The 18,077-nt window shown below is 70.1% G+C and carries 22 protein-coding genes; 14 read left to right on the plus strand and 8 right to left on the minus strand.

The genetic code is table 11. The features are described from left to right. Positions 1 to 41: 41 nt before the first annotated feature. Genes AB0A90_RS32215 through AB0A90_RS32235 form a run of 5 tightly spaced genes read left to right on the plus strand, consistent with a single transcriptional unit; the run spans position 42 to position 4,558 of the window. Positions 42 to 584, plus strand: a complete 543-nt coding sequence (locus AB0A90_RS32215; protein WP_357255256.1) for an RNA polymerase sigma factor — start codon at positions 42 to 44, stop codon at positions 582 to 584. Beyond that, entirely contained in the window at positions 581 to 1,408 is an 828-nt protein-coding gene (locus tag AB0A90_RS32220) for a hypothetical protein (protein WP_357255258.1), read from the plus strand. The genes AB0A90_RS32215 and AB0A90_RS32220 overlap by 4 nt, the downstream gene beginning before the upstream one ends. After that, positions 1,405 to 2,277 carry an ABC transporter ATP-binding protein gene (locus AB0A90_RS32225; protein WP_357255259.1) on the plus strand — a complete coding sequence of 291 codons (873 nt, stop codon included), beginning with the start codon at positions 1,405 to 1,407 and terminating at the stop codon, positions 2,275 to 2,277. The genes AB0A90_RS32220 and AB0A90_RS32225 overlap by 4 nt, the downstream gene beginning before the upstream one ends. Then, a complete protein-coding gene (locus tag AB0A90_RS32230; protein WP_357255261.1) occupies positions 2,274 to 3,872 on the plus strand; it encodes a hypothetical protein in 1,599 nt (532 codons plus the stop codon). Before AB0A90_RS32225 ends, AB0A90_RS32230 begins: the two co-directional genes overlap by 4 nt. After that, positions 3,860 to 4,558, plus strand: a complete 699-nt coding sequence (locus AB0A90_RS32235; RefSeq protein WP_357255263.1) for a hypothetical protein — start codon at positions 3,860 to 3,862, stop codon at positions 4,556 to 4,558. The genes AB0A90_RS32230 and AB0A90_RS32235 overlap by 13 nt, the downstream gene beginning before the upstream one ends. Here AB0A90_RS32235 and AB0A90_RS32240 read toward each other — a convergent pair. Then, positions 4,542 to 5,270: a GAF and ANTAR domain-containing protein gene (locus AB0A90_RS32240; RefSeq protein ID WP_357255266.1), complete on the minus strand. Its 729-nt coding sequence runs from the start codon at positions 5,268 to 5,270 to the stop codon at positions 4,542 to 4,544. The two genes, AB0A90_RS32235 and AB0A90_RS32240, sit on opposite strands and share 17 nt — an antisense overlap. A gap of 419 nt (positions 5,271 to 5,689) precedes the next feature. Between AB0A90_RS32240 and AB0A90_RS32245 the strand changes: the two genes are divergently transcribed. Then, positions 5,690 to 6,397, plus strand: a complete 708-nt coding sequence (locus AB0A90_RS32245) for a GAF and ANTAR domain-containing protein (protein WP_357255268.1) — start codon at positions 5,690 to 5,692, stop codon at positions 6,395 to 6,397. Positions 6,398 to 6,524: 127 nt separating this feature from the next. Further along, positions 6,525 to 6,953: a VOC family protein gene (locus AB0A90_RS32250; protein ID WP_357255270.1), complete on the plus strand. Its 429-nt coding sequence runs from the start codon at positions 6,525 to 6,527 to the stop codon at positions 6,951 to 6,953. 85 nt (positions 6,954 to 7,038) lie between these two features. On the opposite strand, the gene AB0A90_RS32255 is transcribed toward AB0A90_RS32250, so the two are convergent. Both AB0A90_RS32255 and AB0A90_RS32260 read right to left on the minus strand, forming a co-directional pair. Further along, a complete protein-coding gene (locus tag AB0A90_RS32255; RefSeq protein ID WP_357255272.1) occupies positions 7,039 to 7,308 on the minus strand; it encodes a hypothetical protein in 270 nt (89 codons plus the stop codon). A gap of 65 nt (positions 7,309 to 7,373) precedes the next feature. Further along, positions 7,374 to 7,781 carry a RidA family protein gene (locus AB0A90_RS32260; RefSeq protein WP_357255274.1) on the minus strand — a complete coding sequence of 136 codons (408 nt, stop codon included), beginning with the start codon at positions 7,779 to 7,781 and terminating at the stop codon, positions 7,374 to 7,376. Between the two features lie 62 nt (positions 7,782 to 7,843). On the opposite strand from AB0A90_RS32260, the gene AB0A90_RS32265 reads away from it, so the two are divergent. The 3 genes from AB0A90_RS32265 to AB0A90_RS32275 all read left to right on the plus strand — a co-directional run bounded on the left by AB0A90_RS32265 (position 7,844) and on the right by AB0A90_RS32275 (position 10,089). After that, positions 7,844 to 8,512 (plus strand): TetR/AcrR family transcriptional regulator, encoded by a 669-nt coding sequence (locus AB0A90_RS32265; RefSeq protein WP_357255277.1) that lies wholly within the window; start codon positions 7,844 to 7,846, stop codon positions 8,510 to 8,512. A 120-nt stretch (positions 8,513 to 8,632) separates the two neighbouring features. After that, complete coding sequence (locus AB0A90_RS32270) at positions 8,633 to 9,367, plus strand: hypothetical protein (protein WP_357255279.1); 735 nt, start codon at positions 8,633 to 8,635, stop codon at positions 9,365 to 9,367. Between the two features lie 77 nt (positions 9,368 to 9,444). Next, positions 9,445 to 10,089 carry an alpha/beta hydrolase gene (locus AB0A90_RS32275; protein WP_357255282.1) on the plus strand — a complete coding sequence of 215 codons (645 nt, stop codon included), beginning with the start codon at positions 9,445 to 9,447 and terminating at the stop codon, positions 10,087 to 10,089. Positions 10,090 to 10,140: 51 nt separating this feature from the next. Here AB0A90_RS32275 and AB0A90_RS32280 read toward each other — a convergent pair whose 3' ends face one another. Continuing rightward, complete coding sequence (locus tag AB0A90_RS32280; RefSeq protein ID WP_357255285.1) at positions 10,141 to 10,545, minus strand: helix-turn-helix domain-containing protein; 405 nt, start codon at positions 10,543 to 10,545, stop codon at positions 10,141 to 10,143. A 54-nt stretch (positions 10,546 to 10,599) separates the two neighbouring features. Here AB0A90_RS32280 and AB0A90_RS32285 point away from each other — a divergent pair, with 54 nt between their 5' ends. Then, the gene (locus AB0A90_RS32285; protein WP_357255289.1) at positions 10,600 to 11,415 is read left to right on the plus strand and encodes an alpha/beta hydrolase; all 816 of its coding nucleotides are present in this window, start codon (positions 10,600 to 10,602) and stop codon (positions 11,413 to 11,415) included. A 186-nt stretch (positions 11,416 to 11,601) separates the two neighbouring features. Here AB0A90_RS32285 and AB0A90_RS32290 read toward each other — a convergent pair whose 3' ends face one another. From AB0A90_RS32290 to AB0A90_RS32305, 4 genes are all read right to left on the minus strand, one after another. Then, positions 11,602 to 12,966, minus strand: a complete 1,365-nt coding sequence (locus tag AB0A90_RS32290) for a BNR repeat-containing protein (protein ID WP_357255292.1) — start codon at positions 12,964 to 12,966, stop codon at positions 11,602 to 11,604. A gap of 40 nt (positions 12,967 to 13,006) precedes the next feature. After that, positions 13,007 to 13,504: a hypothetical protein gene (locus tag AB0A90_RS32295; protein ID WP_357255295.1), complete on the minus strand. Its 498-nt coding sequence runs from the start codon at positions 13,502 to 13,504 to the stop codon at positions 13,007 to 13,009. Continuing rightward, positions 13,504 to 14,022: a SigE family RNA polymerase sigma factor gene (locus AB0A90_RS32300; RefSeq protein ID WP_357255298.1), complete on the minus strand. Its 519-nt coding sequence runs from the start codon at positions 14,020 to 14,022 to the stop codon at positions 13,504 to 13,506. Before AB0A90_RS32300 ends, AB0A90_RS32295 begins: the two co-directional genes overlap by 1 nt. A 124-nt stretch (positions 14,023 to 14,146) precedes the next feature. Then, positions 14,147 to 14,863 carry a hypothetical protein gene (locus AB0A90_RS32305; protein ID WP_357255300.1) on the minus strand — a complete coding sequence of 239 codons (717 nt, stop codon included), beginning with the start codon at positions 14,861 to 14,863 and terminating at the stop codon, positions 14,147 to 14,149. Between the two features lie 289 nt (positions 14,864 to 15,152). Between AB0A90_RS32305 and AB0A90_RS32310 the strand changes: the two genes are divergently transcribed. The 3 genes from AB0A90_RS32310 to AB0A90_RS32320 all read left to right on the plus strand — a co-directional run bounded on the left by AB0A90_RS32310 (position 15,153) and on the right by AB0A90_RS32320 (position 17,951). Continuing rightward, on the plus strand, positions 15,153 to 16,358 hold the full coding sequence (locus AB0A90_RS32310; RefSeq protein ID WP_357255303.1) for an esterase-like activity of phytase family protein: 1,206 nt from the start codon (positions 15,153 to 15,155) through the stop codon (positions 16,356 to 16,358). 106 nt (positions 16,359 to 16,464) lie between these two features. Continuing rightward, positions 16,465 to 17,304 (plus strand): helix-turn-helix domain-containing protein, encoded by an 840-nt coding sequence (locus AB0A90_RS32315; protein WP_357255306.1) that lies wholly within the window; start codon positions 16,465 to 16,467, stop codon positions 17,302 to 17,304. A gap of 65 nt (positions 17,305 to 17,369) precedes the next feature. Next, on the plus strand, positions 17,370 to 17,951 hold the full coding sequence (locus AB0A90_RS32320; protein ID WP_357255308.1) for a dihydrofolate reductase family protein: 582 nt from the start codon (positions 17,370 to 17,372) through the stop codon (positions 17,949 to 17,951). The last annotated feature ends 126 nt before the right edge of the window (positions 17,952 to 18,077 follow it).

Genomic DNA, 18,077 nt, shown 5'->3' on the forward strand with positions numbered 1-18,077 from the left:
GGATGGCGAACCGAAACTCGGTGCCGTTGCGATAGGTAGGCATGACCGCCCAGGACGACGCCGACCTCCTGGCCCTGACCGCAGGCGGCGACCGGAACGCGTTCGAGGCGTTCTACCGCCGGCACGCGCCATGGCTGCGCCTGCGCCTGTGCTACCGCTGTGCCGACGACGCCCTCGTCGACGACGTCGTGCAGGAGACGTTCCTCGCCGTGTGGACCGGCGCCGCCGCCTCCTTCCGGCCCCGCGACACCGACCCCGCCGCCTGGCTGTGGCGGATCGGGTCGCGCCGGCTCATCGACGCGCTGCGTCGCCGCACGTCCCGCGACCGGCTCGGCCGGCTGCTGGCCCGCCTGGGCGGCCGGGACGAGTCGTCCGCCGAGGAGCAGGTGCTCATCGGCCTCGAACACGGCGACCTCGGCGGCGCCCTCGCCCGCCTCTCCCCGGAGTTGCGCGCGGTCATCCGCGCCACCGTCCTGGACGGCCTCTCCACCGCCGAGGCCGCCGTCCTGCTCGGCATCCCCGCCGGCACCGTCAAGACGCGGGCGATGCGGGCCCGCCGGCAACTGCGAGAGGAGTTGACATGACCTGGCACCTGCTCGACGAGGACCTGCGCGCCTACGCCACCCGTACCCTCGCCGCCCCTGGTCTGTGGTCCACGGAGGCGCACCTGGCGGCGTGCGGTGAGTGCCGCGAACGCCTCGCCGCCGCCGCGACCGCCGACCTGCGGTGGGCGATCGACGAGGGCTGGGCCCGCCTCGACGCCTCCCTGGACGCGCCGCGGCCGGGGCCTGTCGAACGGTTGATGATCGCGGTCGGCGTTCCCGACCACACCGCGCGGCTGCTCGCGGCGACGCCCGCGCTGCGGCTGTCGTGGCTCGTGGCGATCGCGGTCACGGCCACGTTGACGGCAACGATCGCCCTGTTCACCGACCCGGTCGTGTTCCTCGCGGTCGCCCCGCTGTTGCCGCTGGTCGCGGTCGCGATGTCCTTCGCGCCCGGCATCGACCCCACCTACGAGATCGCGGTGGTCGCTCCGATCCGCTCGTTCCGGTTACTGCTCTTGCGGTGCCTCGCGGTCCTGTCCGCGACCACCGCGCTGTCCGCCGTGGCCAGCCTCTTCATCTACGAGTACGGGCTGCGCGCGACCGGTTGGTTCCTGCCGTCACTCGCCCTGACCGTGCTGTCGGTGCTGCTCTCGGCTCGGCTCGGCGCGGGGCCGGCCGCGGTCGTCGTCGGCGTCGGCTGGGCGACGGTGGTCGCCGCCACCTTCGGCGACCGGCTCGTCTTCACCCTGGCCGGGCAGGTCGGCGTCGTGATCGTCGGCGGGATCGCCGCCGTGGCACTGGCCCGACAGCGCGGCACCTACGACCGCCACCACGTCCCCCACCTGTCGAGGAGAATGTCATGACTGCCGTTCAGGCAGACGGTCTGGCGCTGCGGTACGGGCGCACCACCGCGCTCGAGGACGTGTCGTTCACCCTGCGTACCGGGGTGACCGGGTTGCTCGGCCCGAACGGTGCGGGCAAGACGACGCTGCTGCGGATCGTCGCGACCGCCCTGCCGGCGGGTGGCGGCACGCTGCGGGTCTTCGGCCACGACCCGAGCACGCCACCCGGGCGGCTCGCGGTCCGGCGCCGGCTGGGCTACCTGCCGCAGGACCCCGGCTTCCACCCGTCGTTCACCGCGTTCGAGTTCGTCGACTACGTCGCGATCCTCAAGGAGCTCACCCACCGGACGGCGCGGCACACCGAGGTCGCCCGGGTGCTCTCCGCCGTCGGCCTCGACGACCGCCGACGGTCCCGGATCCGGACCCTGTCCGGCGGCATGAAGCAACGGCTCGCGCTGGCGGCCGCCCTGGTCGGCGACCCGGACCTCGTCATCCTCGACGAACCGACGGTCGGCCTCGACCCGGAGCAGCGGCTGCGGTTCCGGGAGCTGATCGCCGACCTCGGCGAGCACAAGACGGTGCTGCTGTCCACCCACCAGACCGAGGACGTCATGTCGCTGTGCCAGGAGGTCATCGTGCTGGACCGGGGCCGGGTCCGGTTCGAGGGCACCCCGGCCGAGCTGGCCGGGCTGGCCGCCGGCCGGGTGTGGACGAGCGCGGCGCGCCGGGCCGGGACGTTGGCGTCGTGGCGGACGGGCACGGGGCTGTACCGTCACGTCGGCGACCCGCCAGCCGGGGCGAGGCTGGTGGAGCCGTCGATCGAGGACGGCTACCTGACGCTTGTCGGCGCCGGCGCCGAGGCGTCCGCGGTCGCGGGCGGTGCGCGATGACCGCGACCCTGACGGTCGCCACGCCGGCCCGGCCGACGCCGTCGTCCACACCCGGGCGTCGGCGAGCGCTGCTCGCACTCACCCGGTTCGAGTCGGTCCGGATGCTACGACACCCGCTCACCGTCGCGGCCGCGCTGCTCTTCCTCGCCCCGTGGCTGTGGGGCTGGCTGTCCGGCTCGGCCAACCGATATCCGGTGCTCCCCGACGAGCTGATCACCATCCAGCTGCTCGCGCTGCCGATCCTCGGCGGGTCGGCGCTGATCGTGGCGAACCTCGTCACGCTGCGGGCCCACCGACACCACGTCGACGCGTCCTACGACGTGCTGGTGCTGCCGCCAGCCTGGCGGGTCGGCGGGTTCCTGCTGGCACTGCTACCGCTGGCCGGCCTCAGCCTGCTGCTCGTGGGCGTCCGGGTCGCGGTTTCCGCAGTGCTCCCGGGTGCGGCCGGAAGCGTCGACGTCGCCCTGGTGACCCCGGCGGCGCTGACACTGCTCCTCGGTGCGGTCGGGGTGCTCTCCGGCGTCCTGATCCGCTCCCTGCTGATCGCCCCACTGCTCGTCCTGCTCGTTCTGGTGCTGGAGTTCACGGCGATCACCATGACCCTCGTCGGGACCGGCTGGCGGTTCCTGCTTCCGGTCTACATCAGCGAGTTCGCCGTCCCGGTCCCCGCCGGCGTCTCCGAGCGGCCCTCGGCCCGGCACCTCGCCTACCTGGTCGGGATCACCGTGCTGCTCGTCGCGGCCGTACTGGCCCGGGCCACCGCGCGGCGGTCGGTCGTCGCGGCCGGGCTTGCCGTCGGGCTGATCCTCACCGTCGGCGGAGGGGTGACCCAGTCGCTACCCGACCCGGGCATGGCGGCGGCCCGCGCGACTGTCGAAGACCGGCCGGCGAGCATCCAGTCGTGCGTCAGGCGCGGCGACGTCACCTACTGCTACTTCGACGGGTTCGACGGGTTCGTCCCCGGGTGGGAGTCGGTGGTGACCTCCGTACGCGCGGTGGTGCCGGACAGCGCCGCCTCGTCCGGACCACCGCTCGCGGTGCGGCAGCGGGCCCTCGTCGAGGAGATCTCGGCCGGGGGCGCCGGGTCCGTCGCCGAGGCCATGCAGGTGGTGGCCGGCTGGAAGGTCGATGACGCGGCGGCGGGCACCCCGGAGGCGGTCCGGGTCGACACCGCGTGGGGCGACGATCGGGCAGCCGCCGCCCTGGCCGCCGAGGTTGCCTACCGGCTGATGGCCGCGAAGGCGTACGACGGGGGGAACTTCCTCTGCGGGGCGCAGGCCGCGCTCCTGGTGTGGCTGGTCGGGCGGGCGTCGCCGACCACCCTGGCCGGGATGCGTTCGCTGGACGAGACGAGCACCGGCGCGCTCGTCTTCAGCGACACATCGGGCCTGTACGGCATCTTGGCGCCCGACCGGGCGGCGGCACCGGCGATGGAGCTGCTGGAGCGGCAGTCCGACGAGGTGCCGTCGCTGGTCGAGCGACACTGGGCCGAGCTGACCGCGCCCGAGACTCCGCTGGAGCGCTTCGGTGCCATCTTCGGGGTGCCGGTCCAGCCGCTCGCGCCGGACGACGAAGCGCTGCCGTGCGTCCCGTGAGCGGCGTACCCGCCATCGGCTCGTCGAGGCAGGCGGCCGGCCGGCTCGTGCCGAAGCGGGGTGGACGACTGCGGACGGTGGCGGCGCTGGTCTGGCCGACGCTGCGGGCGACGCGGATCTCGCCGCTGCTGGCGGCCGGGGTCGTCGGTGCGGCGATCGTGACCCCACCGGCCGTGACCGGCTCGGTCCTGCCTCCCGACGAGCACATCACGTTGCTGCGGTTGGTGCTGGCCTGCATCGGTCTCGGCGTCACGTTCGCGCTCGACGACGCCGCGAAGCCGACCACGGAGACCCTGCCGGTTCCGGCCTGGCTCGGCGCACTGCTACGAGCGGTCCCCGCCGCGGTCATCGGTGGTGCGTGCTGGGCGGCGGCGTTGCTGGTGACGCGGTCCGGGCCGGAGACCGCTTCGTTGCCGTACCCGGACCTGACCCGTGAGGCTGCGACCGTCGCGGCGGTCGCGTTCCTCGCGTCGGCAGTCGGCTGGCGACGGTCGCCGCGCGGGATCGCCAGCCCACTCGCCGCCCCGATGCTGCTGCTGGGGATGGCGGTGGTGGCGCTGCTGCCGGCCTCGGTGGCTCTCCTCGTCGGCACCGGCGACGGCTGGAACGCGGCCCACGACCGCTGGATGTACCTCCTGGCGGGGACACTGGTGGCGACCGCCGGGGTGCTCACGGCCCGCCGGTGACCTGGGCGCGGCTGACAGCCGTGCGGTCCACCAGGGTACGAGCGACGTCGCGGACCGTACGCGTGGTGTTCCGCGCCGTCGTCAGGACGGCGAAGGCCTCGTCGGCCGTGCAGCGCCGATCGCCCATGATGATGCCCTTCGCCTGTTCGATGACAGCTCCACTGTCCATGGCGGCGTCGATGTGTCGGGAGAGGGTCGTCCTGGCGTTGTCGAGGTGGTCGTTGGCGATGGCGAGACTGGCGTAGCTGGCGAAGGTCTGCGCCACGGCGATGGTGTGATCGTCGAAGGCGTGGGGTTCGGTGGCGTAGAGGTTGAGTGCTCCGCCGATGGTGGCGTGGATCGGCAGGCCGATGGACAGGGAGCTGTGGGCTCCCGCGCGCAGCGCGCGGGCTGTCCAGTCCGGCCAGCGGCTCTCGGTTGCCATGTTTGTGATCGACTCGATGGTGGTGGCGGCGGCGGCTTGCAGGCAGGGGCCGTGGCCCAGCTCGTACTGCGACTCGTCGAGGGCCAGGGCGAGGCCACCGGTGCAGGCCGGGGTGTGGGCCTCCTTGCCCTGCACCAGGCTGACCGACGCCTCGGTGACCTCCGGGATGCTGAGTCCGGTGAGGTCGACGACGCGCTGGAACACGTCGCGAAGGCTGGTCTTGCCGGGCATGATCCGCCCAAGCTCCGCGAAGGCGTTGCTGGGCTCGATGGGATGGCTGTACGCCATAGGCGTGTCCTGAGAAAGGCGCACCGATCGGCCCTCGGTGGGCGCCGGTCTGCGTAGGTTGCTGTAGCCCTCCAGAGGGGAGTCCTAGACCTACGCCGCTTCTTGACGATGGTTCGGTCGACGGTTGCTGGCGTCGACTACAGACCCCTCACCATACGCGCGCCGTGGCGAACCGGTTCCTGGACCGTACGAGCCGAGCACGGGCCGTGGCGGTGGGCAGGGGCGCAGGCGGTGGGTGACAGCCGGCGTTCGGGCACGGATATGCTGTGGCCCTGTGGCACGGTGCCTTGGATGGGCGTCGTCGAGACCAGCGTCAAAAAGCGGCGCGGATCCCGGACTCCGGATCAGGAGTCCTGCAGCGATCCGCGCATCCCACCAGATGCCTGGTGGTGGTACGCGCCCTCGTTAAGGACGCCTTGATGACGCACGTCGCACCCATGGACCCGCACGAGGCGTTCGCCGAGCTCGGCCGCATCCGACTCGCCGACATCGACCTCGACGTCCTGCTGGACAAGATCGCGCAACTGGCCAAGCGCACGATCCCCGGGGCCAGCGAGGTCAGCGTCACCCTGCTGCACGGCAACAAACCGCACACCACCGCGTTCACCGGCGACCTCGCCCTCGTCCTCGACGAGAAGCAGTACGAACGTGGCTACGGTCCGTGCCTGCAAGCCGCGGAAAGCACCTCCAGCCTGATCGTGCCGGACACCGGCAGCGAGCAACGGTGGCCCGGCTGGGCCCACGCCGCCGCCGAGGCCGGTGCGCACAGCTCCCTGTCGGTCGGCCTACCCGTGCACGAGCACGTCACCGGCGCCCTGAACATCTACGCCACCGCCCCCGCAGCCTTCGACGACGACGCGATCACGATCGCTCAGACGTTCGCCGGGTTCGCCGCCGTTGCCCTGGCCAACGCCCACCTGTACGAGACCCAGGCCACCCTGGCCGGGCACATGCAGAAGGCGATGGAGAGTCGGGCGGTGATCGAACAGGCCAAGGGGATCCTCATGGGTGAGCGCCGCTGCACTCCCGAGGAGGCCTTCGCCGTCCTCAGCAAGCTGTCCCAGGACACCAACCGCAAGCTGCGCGACGTCGCCTCGGCTCTGGTCGAGAACGCTCATCGCCGCTGACGGCCGTAGCGGCGGCACGACGTAAGCCCGATCACTCCCGGCGGCGAGCGGAACCAGCGAAGGGCGGGCCGGACCGGCCGGGCGCGACGATCAGAACGTGCACAATGGGCGTTCGGAGGTGATCGATGTGACTGACGGCAAGAAGGCCCCGAAGCTGTGTCAGGTGGTGCTCGACTCCACCGATGCCAGGTCGCTCGCGGAGTTCTATCGGTCGTTGTTGGGCCTGGTGTACAAGCCTGGTCACGAGCCGCCGGAGCCGGGGCAGGCGGACGAGCGCGGTCGCGACTGGCTCGTGCTGAGGACCACCGACGGCGCCCCGCAACTAGCCATCCAGCAGGTGGACCAGTTGCCGCCGCCGACGTGGCCGGACGGTCAGGTGCCGCAACAGCTCCATCTGGATCTCAGCGTGGCCTCGATCGAGGAGTTGGAGGCGCAGCACGACCGGGTGTTGGCCCTCGGCGGTCGGCTGCTGTCCGATCAGAAGGACGGTCCCGACGAACCGTTCCGGGTCTACGCCGACCCGGCCGGGCACCCCTTCTGCATCTTCGTCACCTGACGAGGAGCCGGGCCGCTCCGACCGCGCGACGCGGGGGCCGACGAGCCACTCGGCCTCGACCAGCGGGTACGGGGTGGATGGGCGGTTACGCCTCGGCATCGGGTCGGCTGTGCACCACCAGCTCGTCGATCTCCAACCGACCGACGCGCAACTCCCGCACGACTGCCCGGCGGATCGCCAGCCGCCCGATAAAGAGCGCCCCCACGGCCACAGCCCCGACGGCCAGCGCCCCCACGGCGAGGGCGCCGACCGACGCCGCACCCGCAGCCCGGGCGCCCGTCGCCACCGCGCCCGTCGCCACCGCGCCGTTGGCGCGCGTCCCGGTGATCCGCATCAGGCGTACCTCTCGCTTCATTGCCCCATTGTGTACCGCTGGCCGCACCGCTCCCCCAGGCCCGGCCGGGCCTCCACAGGCGAAGGTCAGTCCAGGACCGCGATGGCCTCGACCTCGACCATGAGGTCCGGCTCCCCCAGCGCGACGACGCCGATCAGGGTGATCGGCTTGGTCGGGTCGACGCCCAGCTTCGCGGCCGCACGCCCGACCCCCTCGCCCAGCAACGGGTACTTCTCCGGACTCCAGTCGACGACATAGATCGTCAACTTCGCGACATCGTCGAACGAGCCGCCGATCTCGGTCATCGCCCGGCCGACGTTGAGGTAGGCCTGCTCCACCTGTGCGGCGAAGTCACCGGTGCCGACCGGGTTGCCGTCGGCGTCGCGGGCCACCTGACCGGCCAGAAAAACGAGCTTGGACCCCTCCGCGATGGACAACTGCCGGTACACGTCGGGCTTCGGCAGCCCGTCGGGGTTGAACAGCTTGATAGCCATAACCACTCCTCGTCGTCAGGCACGTCCCGCGTACGATAGCAGCGCTATGTATCCTGCCCACCATGCCTAGGCCGAGAGACCCCGAGATCCGCACGATGCTGATCGCCCGGGCCGCCCACCTGCTCCGCGTCCGCAAACCGGTCACCCTCCGCTCCCTGGTCGCCGGTACGGGCGTGTCGACGATGACGGTCTACACGTACTTCGGCGGCATGGACGGGCTGTGGGGAGCACTGCGCCAGGAGGGGTTCCGCCGCTTGGCCGATCGTCTCGAGATCGTCACCGTGACCGACGATCCGATCCGCGACCTCACGGCGATGGGAGCCGCCTACGTGTCCAACGCCGCAGCCGATCCCGATCTCTACCGGGTCATGTTCGACGACGGTTTCGCACTCGACGACCCGGCGCAGGCCGACGGGACGCTGCTGCACCTGGTCCACGCCATCGAACGCGCCAAGTCCGCCGGCCGGCTCCGTCCGGATGTCGATCCGACGGACCTGGCGACACAGAGCTGGGCCATCGGACATGGCCTGACCTCGCTGATCACGTCCGGCCCGCTGCCTGTCGAAGCCTTCGCGCTCGGCGTTCCCATGCTGACCGCCATCTACGTTGCCCACGGAGATGACCCCGGCCGCTGCCGGCGGTCGGTCGCACTCGGCTGGAGCGAGATCGACACCCCACCGGACGCCAGTCCGCCGGTCCCCGGAGGCGCTCCGGCGAGGCAGCGGGGGTGAGCCCCGCACTTCACAGGCTGACCGAGGCCGCAGTTGCGGGCATGCCGGCATGTCCCTGCGTCCGTCAACACCACTTGCTACCGTGACCGTCCCTACTTCCGTCGTGGGGTGTGCGTGACGATGACCAAGGTTCTCCGGCTGATCGGATACTGGGACGGTCCGGCGGTTTCGGAAACGCTGCCCGATGTCTGCGACTTTGTGACCGCCGACGCCAACGTCACTCTGCGACGGGCTGTGGCGGCGTACCTCCGATCCGGCACGGTCTTCACCGCCACCGCGGGCGTGTCCGTCTGCCGACTCTGTGGTGCCGCGAACGGCAGCACCGAGCAGACCGACGGAGAGCATTTCGTGTGGCCTGAGGGCCTGGCCCACTACGTCGAAGAGCACGACGTCCGTCTGCCCGACGAGATCGCTGCTGTCGCTCTCTCCGGTGTGGCTGCACCTGTCGACTCCGAGTGGTTCGAGCACGCGGTGCTGGAGACCGGTGAGCTGAGGATCGATGAGGACTGGTGGCGTGGCCTGGCCGGGGTCAACTCTGCTGGCCCTGGCACCGAACATCTGCCTGGCTGTCGAAGAAGCGAGTCGACGGCGAGTTGGGACCTGCCCACCAGCGCCGACATCTACGTCGATCGGGTGCCACCGGAAGCCGTGACGACTCTGGTCCAGCTCCGACGACTGCTCGGCGCCCCATGGCCGTTCTCCGACCTTCGCGACCTGCTCGCCTCCCAACCATTCCTCGCCGCCGTCGGCGACCCGTCCATGCTGTCTCGCACACTGACCGCGTCACCAGACCTCCGGCCGTATCTCTTCTACCGCGCGGAGGGTGGGCTCGTGCCAGTGTGGTCCGATACCTGAACGTCGCCAACCCTGCTGCACGACCGCGCGCTCACATCGGGCGGCGGCTGTCGTACCCGGGTGTGAGGCTTCGGGGCATGGCGACTTTCGTACTGATCCACGGAGGCGGCGGCAGCGCCTGGGACTGGCACCTCCTCGGTCCTGAGCTGACCAGCCGCGGCCACGACGTGGTGACACCGGAACTGCCGATCGAGGACAAATCCGCGGGGTTCGCCGAGTTCTCACAGACGGTCGTCGACGCGATCGGTGACCGGAGCGACCTCGTGGTCGTCGGGCACTCGTACGGCGCGTTCACCGCACCGCTCATCGCCGACAAGCTACCGGTCCGGCTGCTCGTCCTGCTCACGCCGATGATCCCCAAGCCCGGGGAGCGACCCGGTGACTGGTGGGCCAACACCGCCTACCGCGGCGCGGAAGGGCTCAGCGAGGAGCAGCAGTTCTATAACGGCGTGCCCGCCGACATCGTCGCCGAGGCAGCGGCACACACCAGGGACCAGGTCAGCGCGGAGGGCAACGAGCCATGGCCCCTGCGCGCCTGGCCAGACGTGCCCACGACCGTGCTCATCGCACGCGAGGACCAGTTCTTCCCGGCCGACTTCCAGCGCCAGGTGGCCGCCGACCGACTCGGCATCGTCCCCGACGAGATCGACGGCGGCCACGCGGTGGCACTCAGCCACCCACAGCAACTCGCCGACCGGCTTACGGCGTACCCGCTGCGCTGACGGCGGGCCAAGGCCGTCCCGGTACGAACCCGCGGGCGCCTCAGGGCGCCACTACTGGTCAGCTCTGCGACGACTTGCTTCGATGGTTGACACATGCTGCTCGGCCCATGCCCGGACCGCTGCCAGCGGGGTGTCCAGGGACAGACCCAGGTCGGTGAGCGCGTAATGGACACGCGGCGGCACGGTCGCCTCGACCCGGCGGGTGACCAGACCGTCACGGCACAGGCTCTGCAGCGTCTGCGACAACATCTTGTTCGACACTCCAGGGGCACGGCGGCGTAGCTCCGCGAACCCGAGCTCCGCCGGATGACTCTCCGCCAGCACCTTGATCAACATCGACGTCCATTTGTCGCCGATCCGGTCGAGCAGCTGTCGGGTCGGGCAGGCTGGGCTGAAAAGGTCCCCGGTTACCCCGGGCTCACCAGGTGACGCGAAAGTGCTGTCTTGCCAAGTCATCAGGCATCTCCCATGGTAATCAGGTAACCAATGGTAACTGCCAGGAGGTCAGACGTGGAGTTGCGCAAGATCCGAACCAACGGCACCGAGCTGAACGTCGCCCTGGATGGCGCGGGTCCACCGGTGCTGCTGATGCACGGCTGGCCGCACACCTGGCAGGTCTGGCGCGAGGTGCTGCCGCTGCTGAATGGGAGACGCCGCGTCATCGCACCAGACCTGCGAGGGCTCGGCGACAGTGCTCGCGCGGAGGACGGGTTCGACGCGGCGACCGGCGCCGCCGACATGCTCGGCCTGCTCGACGCGCTCGGGGTCGAGCAGGCCGAGGTCGTGGCCCTGGACGCGGGCGTACCCGCCGCCTACCTGCTCGGCGCCCTGCACCCGGCCCGGGTGCGTCGCCTGGTGCTGATGGAGGCGGCACTGCCCGGCCTGCCTGGTGGCTTCCCGACACCACCGTGGTGGTTCGGCTTCCACTCGGCCCCTGGGCTGGCCGAGACGGTGCTCGAAGGCCACGAGGCCGCGTACCTCGACTGGTTCCTCCTGGCCGGCACCTTCGAACGTCGGGGGGTGCCCCCGGAGATCCGAGACGCGTTCGTCAGCGCGTACACCGGTCGTGAGGCGCTGCGTTGCGGCTTCGGCTACTACCGCGCCGCCGAGCAGAACGCGGCAGCTATCGCCGCGACCGGCCGGCTGACCACGCCCACCCTGGCCGTCGGCGGCAACGTCGTCGGCGACCTGCTCTACCGGCAGCTCGCCCCCATCGCCGACGACCTGTCCGGCGAGCTGATTCCCCGCTGCGGCCACATCGTGCCGCTGGATCGCCCGGACGTCGTCGCGCAGTTGCTCAGCAGCGACTCCGTCGCGTCCCGTTAGCCGAGCGGCGCAGCCGCGGGATGATTCGACGGTCACGCACCACAGCTCGACCCGGAACGCCGACCCCGCCGAGCCGGGCGCATCCGCCCGTGCTTGCTCACGGGGCACCCGCCGGATCACCTGCTGACTGCGCCACGAGCGGGAACCCGGTTCTACTCCCGCTCGTGGCCACCCGGGAGGGGGCAGTCAGTTCCCGGCGCTGCTGAAGTTCAGGACGTCGATCCGGCTGCCGCCCTGATGCGGCGCGAAGACGCTGGCGATGTTGTTGGACTTGAGCAGGCGGTGGTCGAGCAGCGGATCGGAGGTGAAGGTCGCCGTGGACCGGTAGCGCACCGCCCAGTCCGACCAACCCGAGGCTCGGGATGCGGTCGCGATCTGCAGCACTCCGGTGTTCGAGGCGGCGCTCACCACAAACAGGTTGTCACGGGAATCGACGCCGATGTCGCCGCGGCTGACGCCCGCCTGGTAGCCGAGGATCCGCTGGCGCCACTGGCCGGTCGCAGCCTCACGCCAGTAGTGAACGAGTACCGCGCTGGTACGGGCGTTGGTGAAGACGGCGTCACTGGGCGCCGACGGCGGCAGGTGAGAGGCCAGCACATGGACGTTTCCCGCCGAGTCGACGGTCTGCGATTCCTGGTTCATCAGGCCACGGTTCTGCCCGATGGCCCAGAACCGTGCCGCGGTGGTGGTCGTCGAGATCGGGCTGGAGTCGGCGGTGCCGATCAGCGCACCTGATCCACTGCGCCACGTTCGACCCCGGTCCGTGCTGTACGCGTAGTAGAGATCGTGGTTGGTGCTCGCGTCGAAGGTCTCCCGGACGGTCCAGGTCATGTGCAGCACGCCCTGTCCGTCGTACTGGAAGCCGAACAGGTAGGCGTTGTTGCCGAGCGTGGTGCCATTCATGATCTTGCCGACGAAAGCCCATGCACCAGCCCGATATTCGAACAGGACCTGGTTGCCGTTCCCGCTCTCCCCCGTACGGATCGTCAGTTGCAGGTTGCCGTCAGGCATGGTGGTGAACTGCGGATAGGTCATGACGGCCATGTCGCGTCCGGCGAGGTTGTTCTGCACCGCGCCGAAGATGGCCGGTGACCAGGTGGCGGTGTCCGGCGAGGTGGCGATCCCGGCCACCGACTTGCGGTAGCGGAAGCGCTGGGAATGCATGTCGAACGAGAGATGGACGCTTCCGTCCACGTGCGAGAGCCCGATGCTGATCACGTTGTGCGAATCGGTGGTCGTGGTGCGATAGTCCGTCAGGCGGATGGTCTGCCAGGTGCCGTTCGTCGGGCGCCGGGAGACGTTGACGTAGCCCTGCTGGTCCCAGAACGCCGCGTACTGCCATCGGCGGTGCGAGACGATGCCGTCCTGCTGGAATGATTCACCGTTCATCAGGCCCGTGTAGCTTTCCGCGGTGCGGCCCTGGGTGGTCAGCGTGGTCGTGGCCGGGGTGTTCACCGTCGGGGAGGCCGCCGAAGCCGCCGAACTGGTGGTGACTATCAGCAGGAGCCCGGCCAGCGCCGAACCCGCCCGGTAATGGTGCAAGGCCGTCATCGACGATCCTCTCGTGGTGGCCATGTGTCTGATTCTCCGATCAGGGGGTGCAGAACGTCGCCGGCTCGGTGAGATCGAGGTCCGTGCAGTCCCAACCGTTGCCCTGGTCGTGGTATCGCCAGCCCGTGCCGGCCGTGTGATGGAACAGGTAGATGACGCTGCTGGCGTCCGAGCGTTGCACGTCGGCAGCCGCCCACGTCTCGACGCACTCCACGTCCCGGGGAGCGAAAGACCAGCCTTCGGGCAGCTCGACCAGGTTCCCGAGGGTCTGCGTCGACGGACACCCGAGACCCTGGGACCCGGCACTGGTGGGGGCGGAGGCGGGTGGCGATGGGGTGTCGGACCGGCGGTTGGCGGCGACGGCGACCGTGGCACCGATGGCGAACACCACAGCCACGGCCGCGGCGCCGGTGGTGACCGCCATTCGCCGCTGCGCCTGCCGCGACGTGCGCAGGGCACGCTCGTACATGTCAGCGGTGCCGCCGTGCTCGCTCAGATCGGCCATGGCCTGACGCAGCGGCCCGAGGTCGTCGGTCATCAGGCCTCCTCCAGCACAGCCGACAGCAGCTCAGGCGCTATCTCCCGCATACGCGCCAACGCCTTGCTGGTCTGACTCTTGATCGTGCCAACCGAGCACTGCAACAGTTCCGCGGCCTCAGCCTCGCTGCGGTCCTCGAAGAACCGCACCACCAGCACGGCACGTTGCCGCTGGGTGAGGCGGCCGAGAGCCTGGTGCAAGGCCAACTTCAGATCAGTACGACGAGCATGATCACTGCCAGGCTCAGCCACGTCGGCCAACTCCCCCGGCAACGACTCAGCCACCTTGCGACGCCGCCACCAGCTCACATGCTGGTGGTACATCGCGGTACGGGTGTACGCCTCGAAATGCCCCGGGTCATCCAACCGACGCCGACCCCGATGGGTACGGGCCAGCGCATCCTGCACCAGGTCCTCGGCGAGGTGCCGGTCACCGGTCAGCAGGAACGCCGTCCGCAGCAACGCGGGAGATCGGGTCCGAACGAACTCATAAAAAAGATCGTCAATGGAGTCCGCCATGCCCCGCTCGTTCCCCCCACGTACCCAAAGTCCTTCAGGCAGCGGCGGCGTCGATGCGGCCAGTTGACTGTGGGACACACCGTATCGGGTGTGCCCCCACAGCAAGCGACCGCGGTCTACCCGATCAGGAGATGCAGAACGGCGCCTCCTTGAGGCCGAGGTCCACGCAGTCGTAACCGCTGCCGTCGCCGCGGTACTTCCAGCCCGTACCGGCCACGAAGTGGAACAGGTACCAGCCGTCACCGGCGGTCGGGCCCTGCGGATCGGCTCCCGCCCAGTCCTCGACACACTCGACACTGCCGAACGTCCAACCCTTCGGAAGCTCGACCAGCTTCTCCAGGGTCTGCGCCGAAGGGCACGGGACACTCGCGGCCGCACTGGTCGCCGGCTTCGACGCCGGCTTCGGCGCCGTCTTCACCGGATCCGAGACGCAGAACGGCGCCGGCTCGGTGAGGCCGAGTTCCTTGCAGTCCCATCCGCTGCCCTGGTCGGAGTACTTCCAGCCCGTGCCGGCCACGAAGTGGAACAGGTAGACGCCGTCGCCCGTGCTCGGGCCCTGCGGATCGGCCGCCGCCCAGTCCTTGACGCACTGCACAGTGGTGAGAGACGAGCCCTTCGGCAGCTCGACCAGCTTTTGCAGGGCCTCCACCGTGGGGCACTCGGCACTCCCACCCGCCGGGGCGGCCACCGCGGACGACGCACTGGGGGCACCGGTGGCGGGGGCGGCGGACGTCGGAGCAGACGCGGTCGGGCTGGGGCCAGGTGCCGGCTTGGCGCCGCAGGCGGGGAGTGCGAACAGGACGGCGGCGAAGGGCAGGAGCAGAAGAGGACGTACAGACATTTCCGGACCCCTATGGATCGTGGCGATCGTCGCTTACACCCGGGTACATGCGATCCGCCGCCCGCAGGTTGCCGTCAACCACAAAGATCTTCAGAAAGTTTCCGGCGACCGCGTCCGGACGGCACCGGTCGCGCGATCGTCCGGCACGCCGGTGTCGCCTCGAAGGGTCACCGCGCGGTTCGGGCGCGGATGCCCGTTGGCCAGTCCGAGTTCACCGCGTCTCTCTACCTTGCCATCGGATCACCGCCGAGACGTAGGTGGTCCTTCGCTCCCGACGAAATGAGGATTGATGGCGGTAAGCAAGCGGGTGGGCCTGGGTGCCGCGGTGGCCGCGCTGATCCTGACGTTGCCGGGCGCCGCGTCCGCAGCCGAGCAGAGTACGCGCAACCGAGCCGAGCTGATCAAGTTCGCCATGCTGCCGGCGGCGACGTTCGTTCCCGGTAGCGAACCATCCGGCTCGTCACTCGGCACTGCCCCGATCAACGGCATCACCCCGCCGTTCGCCGACCAACCGGTCCAGGGGTTCAGCGGCGTCCTTCGCAACGCCGACGGCACCTTCGACGTGTTGTCCGACAACGGTTTCGGCAACAAGGCCAACAGTGCCGACTTCCTGCTGCGTGTCCAGCGGGTCGCGCCCGGCTTCGCCAGCGGCGCCGTCGACGTTGTCGGCGGCATCAACCTGACCGATCCGTACGGCAAGGTTCCGTTCGCCCTCACCCGCGCCGACCGCGTGCTCACCGGTGCCGATTTCGACGTCGAGTCGATCAGTCGGACGGCCGACGGCACGTACTGGATCGGTGACGAATTCGGTCCGTACCTGCTGCACTTCGACCGCGCGGGCCGCCTGATGCAGGCGCCGGTGCCACTGCCGGGCGTGTTCGCCCCGGAGAACCCGACCCGCGGTACGACCCCGGCCAATCTCTCCAGCAGCAAGGGCTTCGAGGGCATGGCCCAGTCACCGGACGGGGCCACGCTCTATCCGCTGCTCGAGGGCACGGTCGCGGGCGACCCGACGGGCACACTTCGGCTCAACGAGTTCGACGTCAGGACCAACACCTACACCGGTCGGCGCTGGACGTACACGCTCGACGCCGTCGACCACGCGATCGGTGACGCGATCATGGTCGACCGCGATCGCTTCCTGATCATCGAACGGGACAACGGCCAGGGCGAGACGGCGAAGGTGAAGAAGATCTACCTGGCCGACAAGCGCGACCGGAACCGGGACGGGCGCCTCGACAAGACCCTCGTCGCCGACCTGATGAACATCGCCAACCCGCGGCACGTCGGCGGTTTCGGTAGCACCTTCACGTTCCCGTTCCAGACCATCGAGGACGTGGTGATCCTGGACGACCGCACGATCGCCGTCCTCAACGACAACAACTTCCCGTCCTCCTCGGGCCGCACGGCCGGCCAAGCGGACAACAACGAGTTCATCGTGATCAAGCTGGACCGCGGCCTGGATGCCGACAAGCGCATCCTGCGCCGCTACTGACCCGACACCAGGGGTAATCCATCTCCACGGCAGGCCTGGGACAGCTCATCGAGCGGCTGTCCCAGGCCTGTTCGCCGGCGGGCGGGGACGTGGCGATACTGTCGGCATGAGGTACGTGTCCAGAGTGCCGCGACCCCCGCTGGACGCGCTGGTCGACGACCTCTACTACCTGGAGGGCGCGCCGCCGTACGCCCGGCTGATGCTGCCGCCGATGCCGGGGGCGCTGCTCATCGTCAACCTCGGGGCACCGTTCCACATCCGCGCCGGCACCGACATCGAGACGGCCGCGTACGCCGACGGCTGCGTGGTCACCGTACCCACCCGCGCGCTGGAGTTCGGCTACCCGCTCCACACCCGGTCGGTGGGCGTGCACGTCAAGCCGTGGGGGCTGGCGCCGTTCCTGCCGATGCCCGCGGCCGAACTGTGTGACCGGCCGGTGACGGTGGAGCAGGTGTGGGGCCGACCCGCCGTTGCTGAGTTGCGGGATCGACTGGACGCGGCGGACGGACCGCGCGAGATGCTGACGCTGCTCGAGGAGGAGCTGATGCGACGGCTGCGCGAGACGATCGGCCTGGGGCTGGTCCGCCACACGAGCAGCGTCATCGCGGCGACCGGCGGGGCGGTGGCGATCGGCGACCTGAGCGTGGCAGCCGGTGTCAGCAGCACCCATCTGGCACAGCGGTTCAAGGAACTCGTCGGCGTCACGCCGAAGCGGCTGGCCCGCACCCAGCGCTTCGCCGCCACCATGCTCGCGATCGACTTCGCCGCACCGATCGACTGGGCCGACGTCGCCGGCGGCGCCGGCTACTTCGACCAGGCCCACTTCGGCCACGAATTCCGGGCGTTCACCGGGCTCACACCGACCCGGTACGCCGAAGTCCGGCGGCGCTTCCTGCGCGAACATCCCGGCCACACGCTGGACGGCTGGCCGCTGCCGGCCGATTGATTTCTTACAAGAGCCGCAGCTCACGACACGCTAACTTGAGGGCACCCCGAAACAGAGGAGAGTCCGTGGGCAAGGTGGTCATGTACAGCTCGGTGTCGGTGGACGGCTTCATCGCCGACGCCAACGACCAGCCCGGACCGCTGTTCGACTGGTTGCTCAGCGGTGACGTGCCGTTGGACGAGAGCGGCGCGTTGAAGGTGTCGCAGATGTCGTACGACTACACCCGGCCGTACTGGGACCAGATCGGGGTGACGATCGCCGGCCGCCACGTCTTCGACCTGACCGACGGCTGGGACGGGAAGCCTCCGAGCGGGGTCGACCACGTGGTCGTCGTGACGCACCGGCCGGCGCCCGAGGGCTGGGACCCCCAGGCGCCGTTTCGCTTCGTCGACGGCGTCGAGGCAGCCGTGGCCAGGGCGCAGGAGCTCGCGGGTGACCGCATCGTCGAGGTCGCCGCTGGCGACGTCGGTGGCCAGGTGCTGGCCGCGGGCCTGGTCGACGAGGTGCGCATGGACGTCGTACCCGTCGTGTTCGGGTCCGGCAAGCGCTACTTCGGGTCGGTCGACGCGCAGCACCTGTTGGAGGACCCGGACGTGGTGATCCAGGGCAACCGGGTGCTCCACCTGCGCTGTCGGGTGCGCAACTGACCGACGGTCGCGGGGGGGGGGGGGGGCCCCCCCCCCCCCCGGTCGGAGGGAGTGGGGAGGGGGGGGGCGGAGGGGGGCCGGGCCCGCCCCCCCCACAAGCAGACATAGCCCAACCGCGCTGAGAGG

Origin of the sequence: Micromonospora sp. NPDC049204, assembly GCF_040647935.1 — a bacterium.
Classification (GTDB): domain Bacteria; phylum Actinomycetota; class Actinomycetes; order Mycobacteriales; family Micromonosporaceae; genus Micromonospora.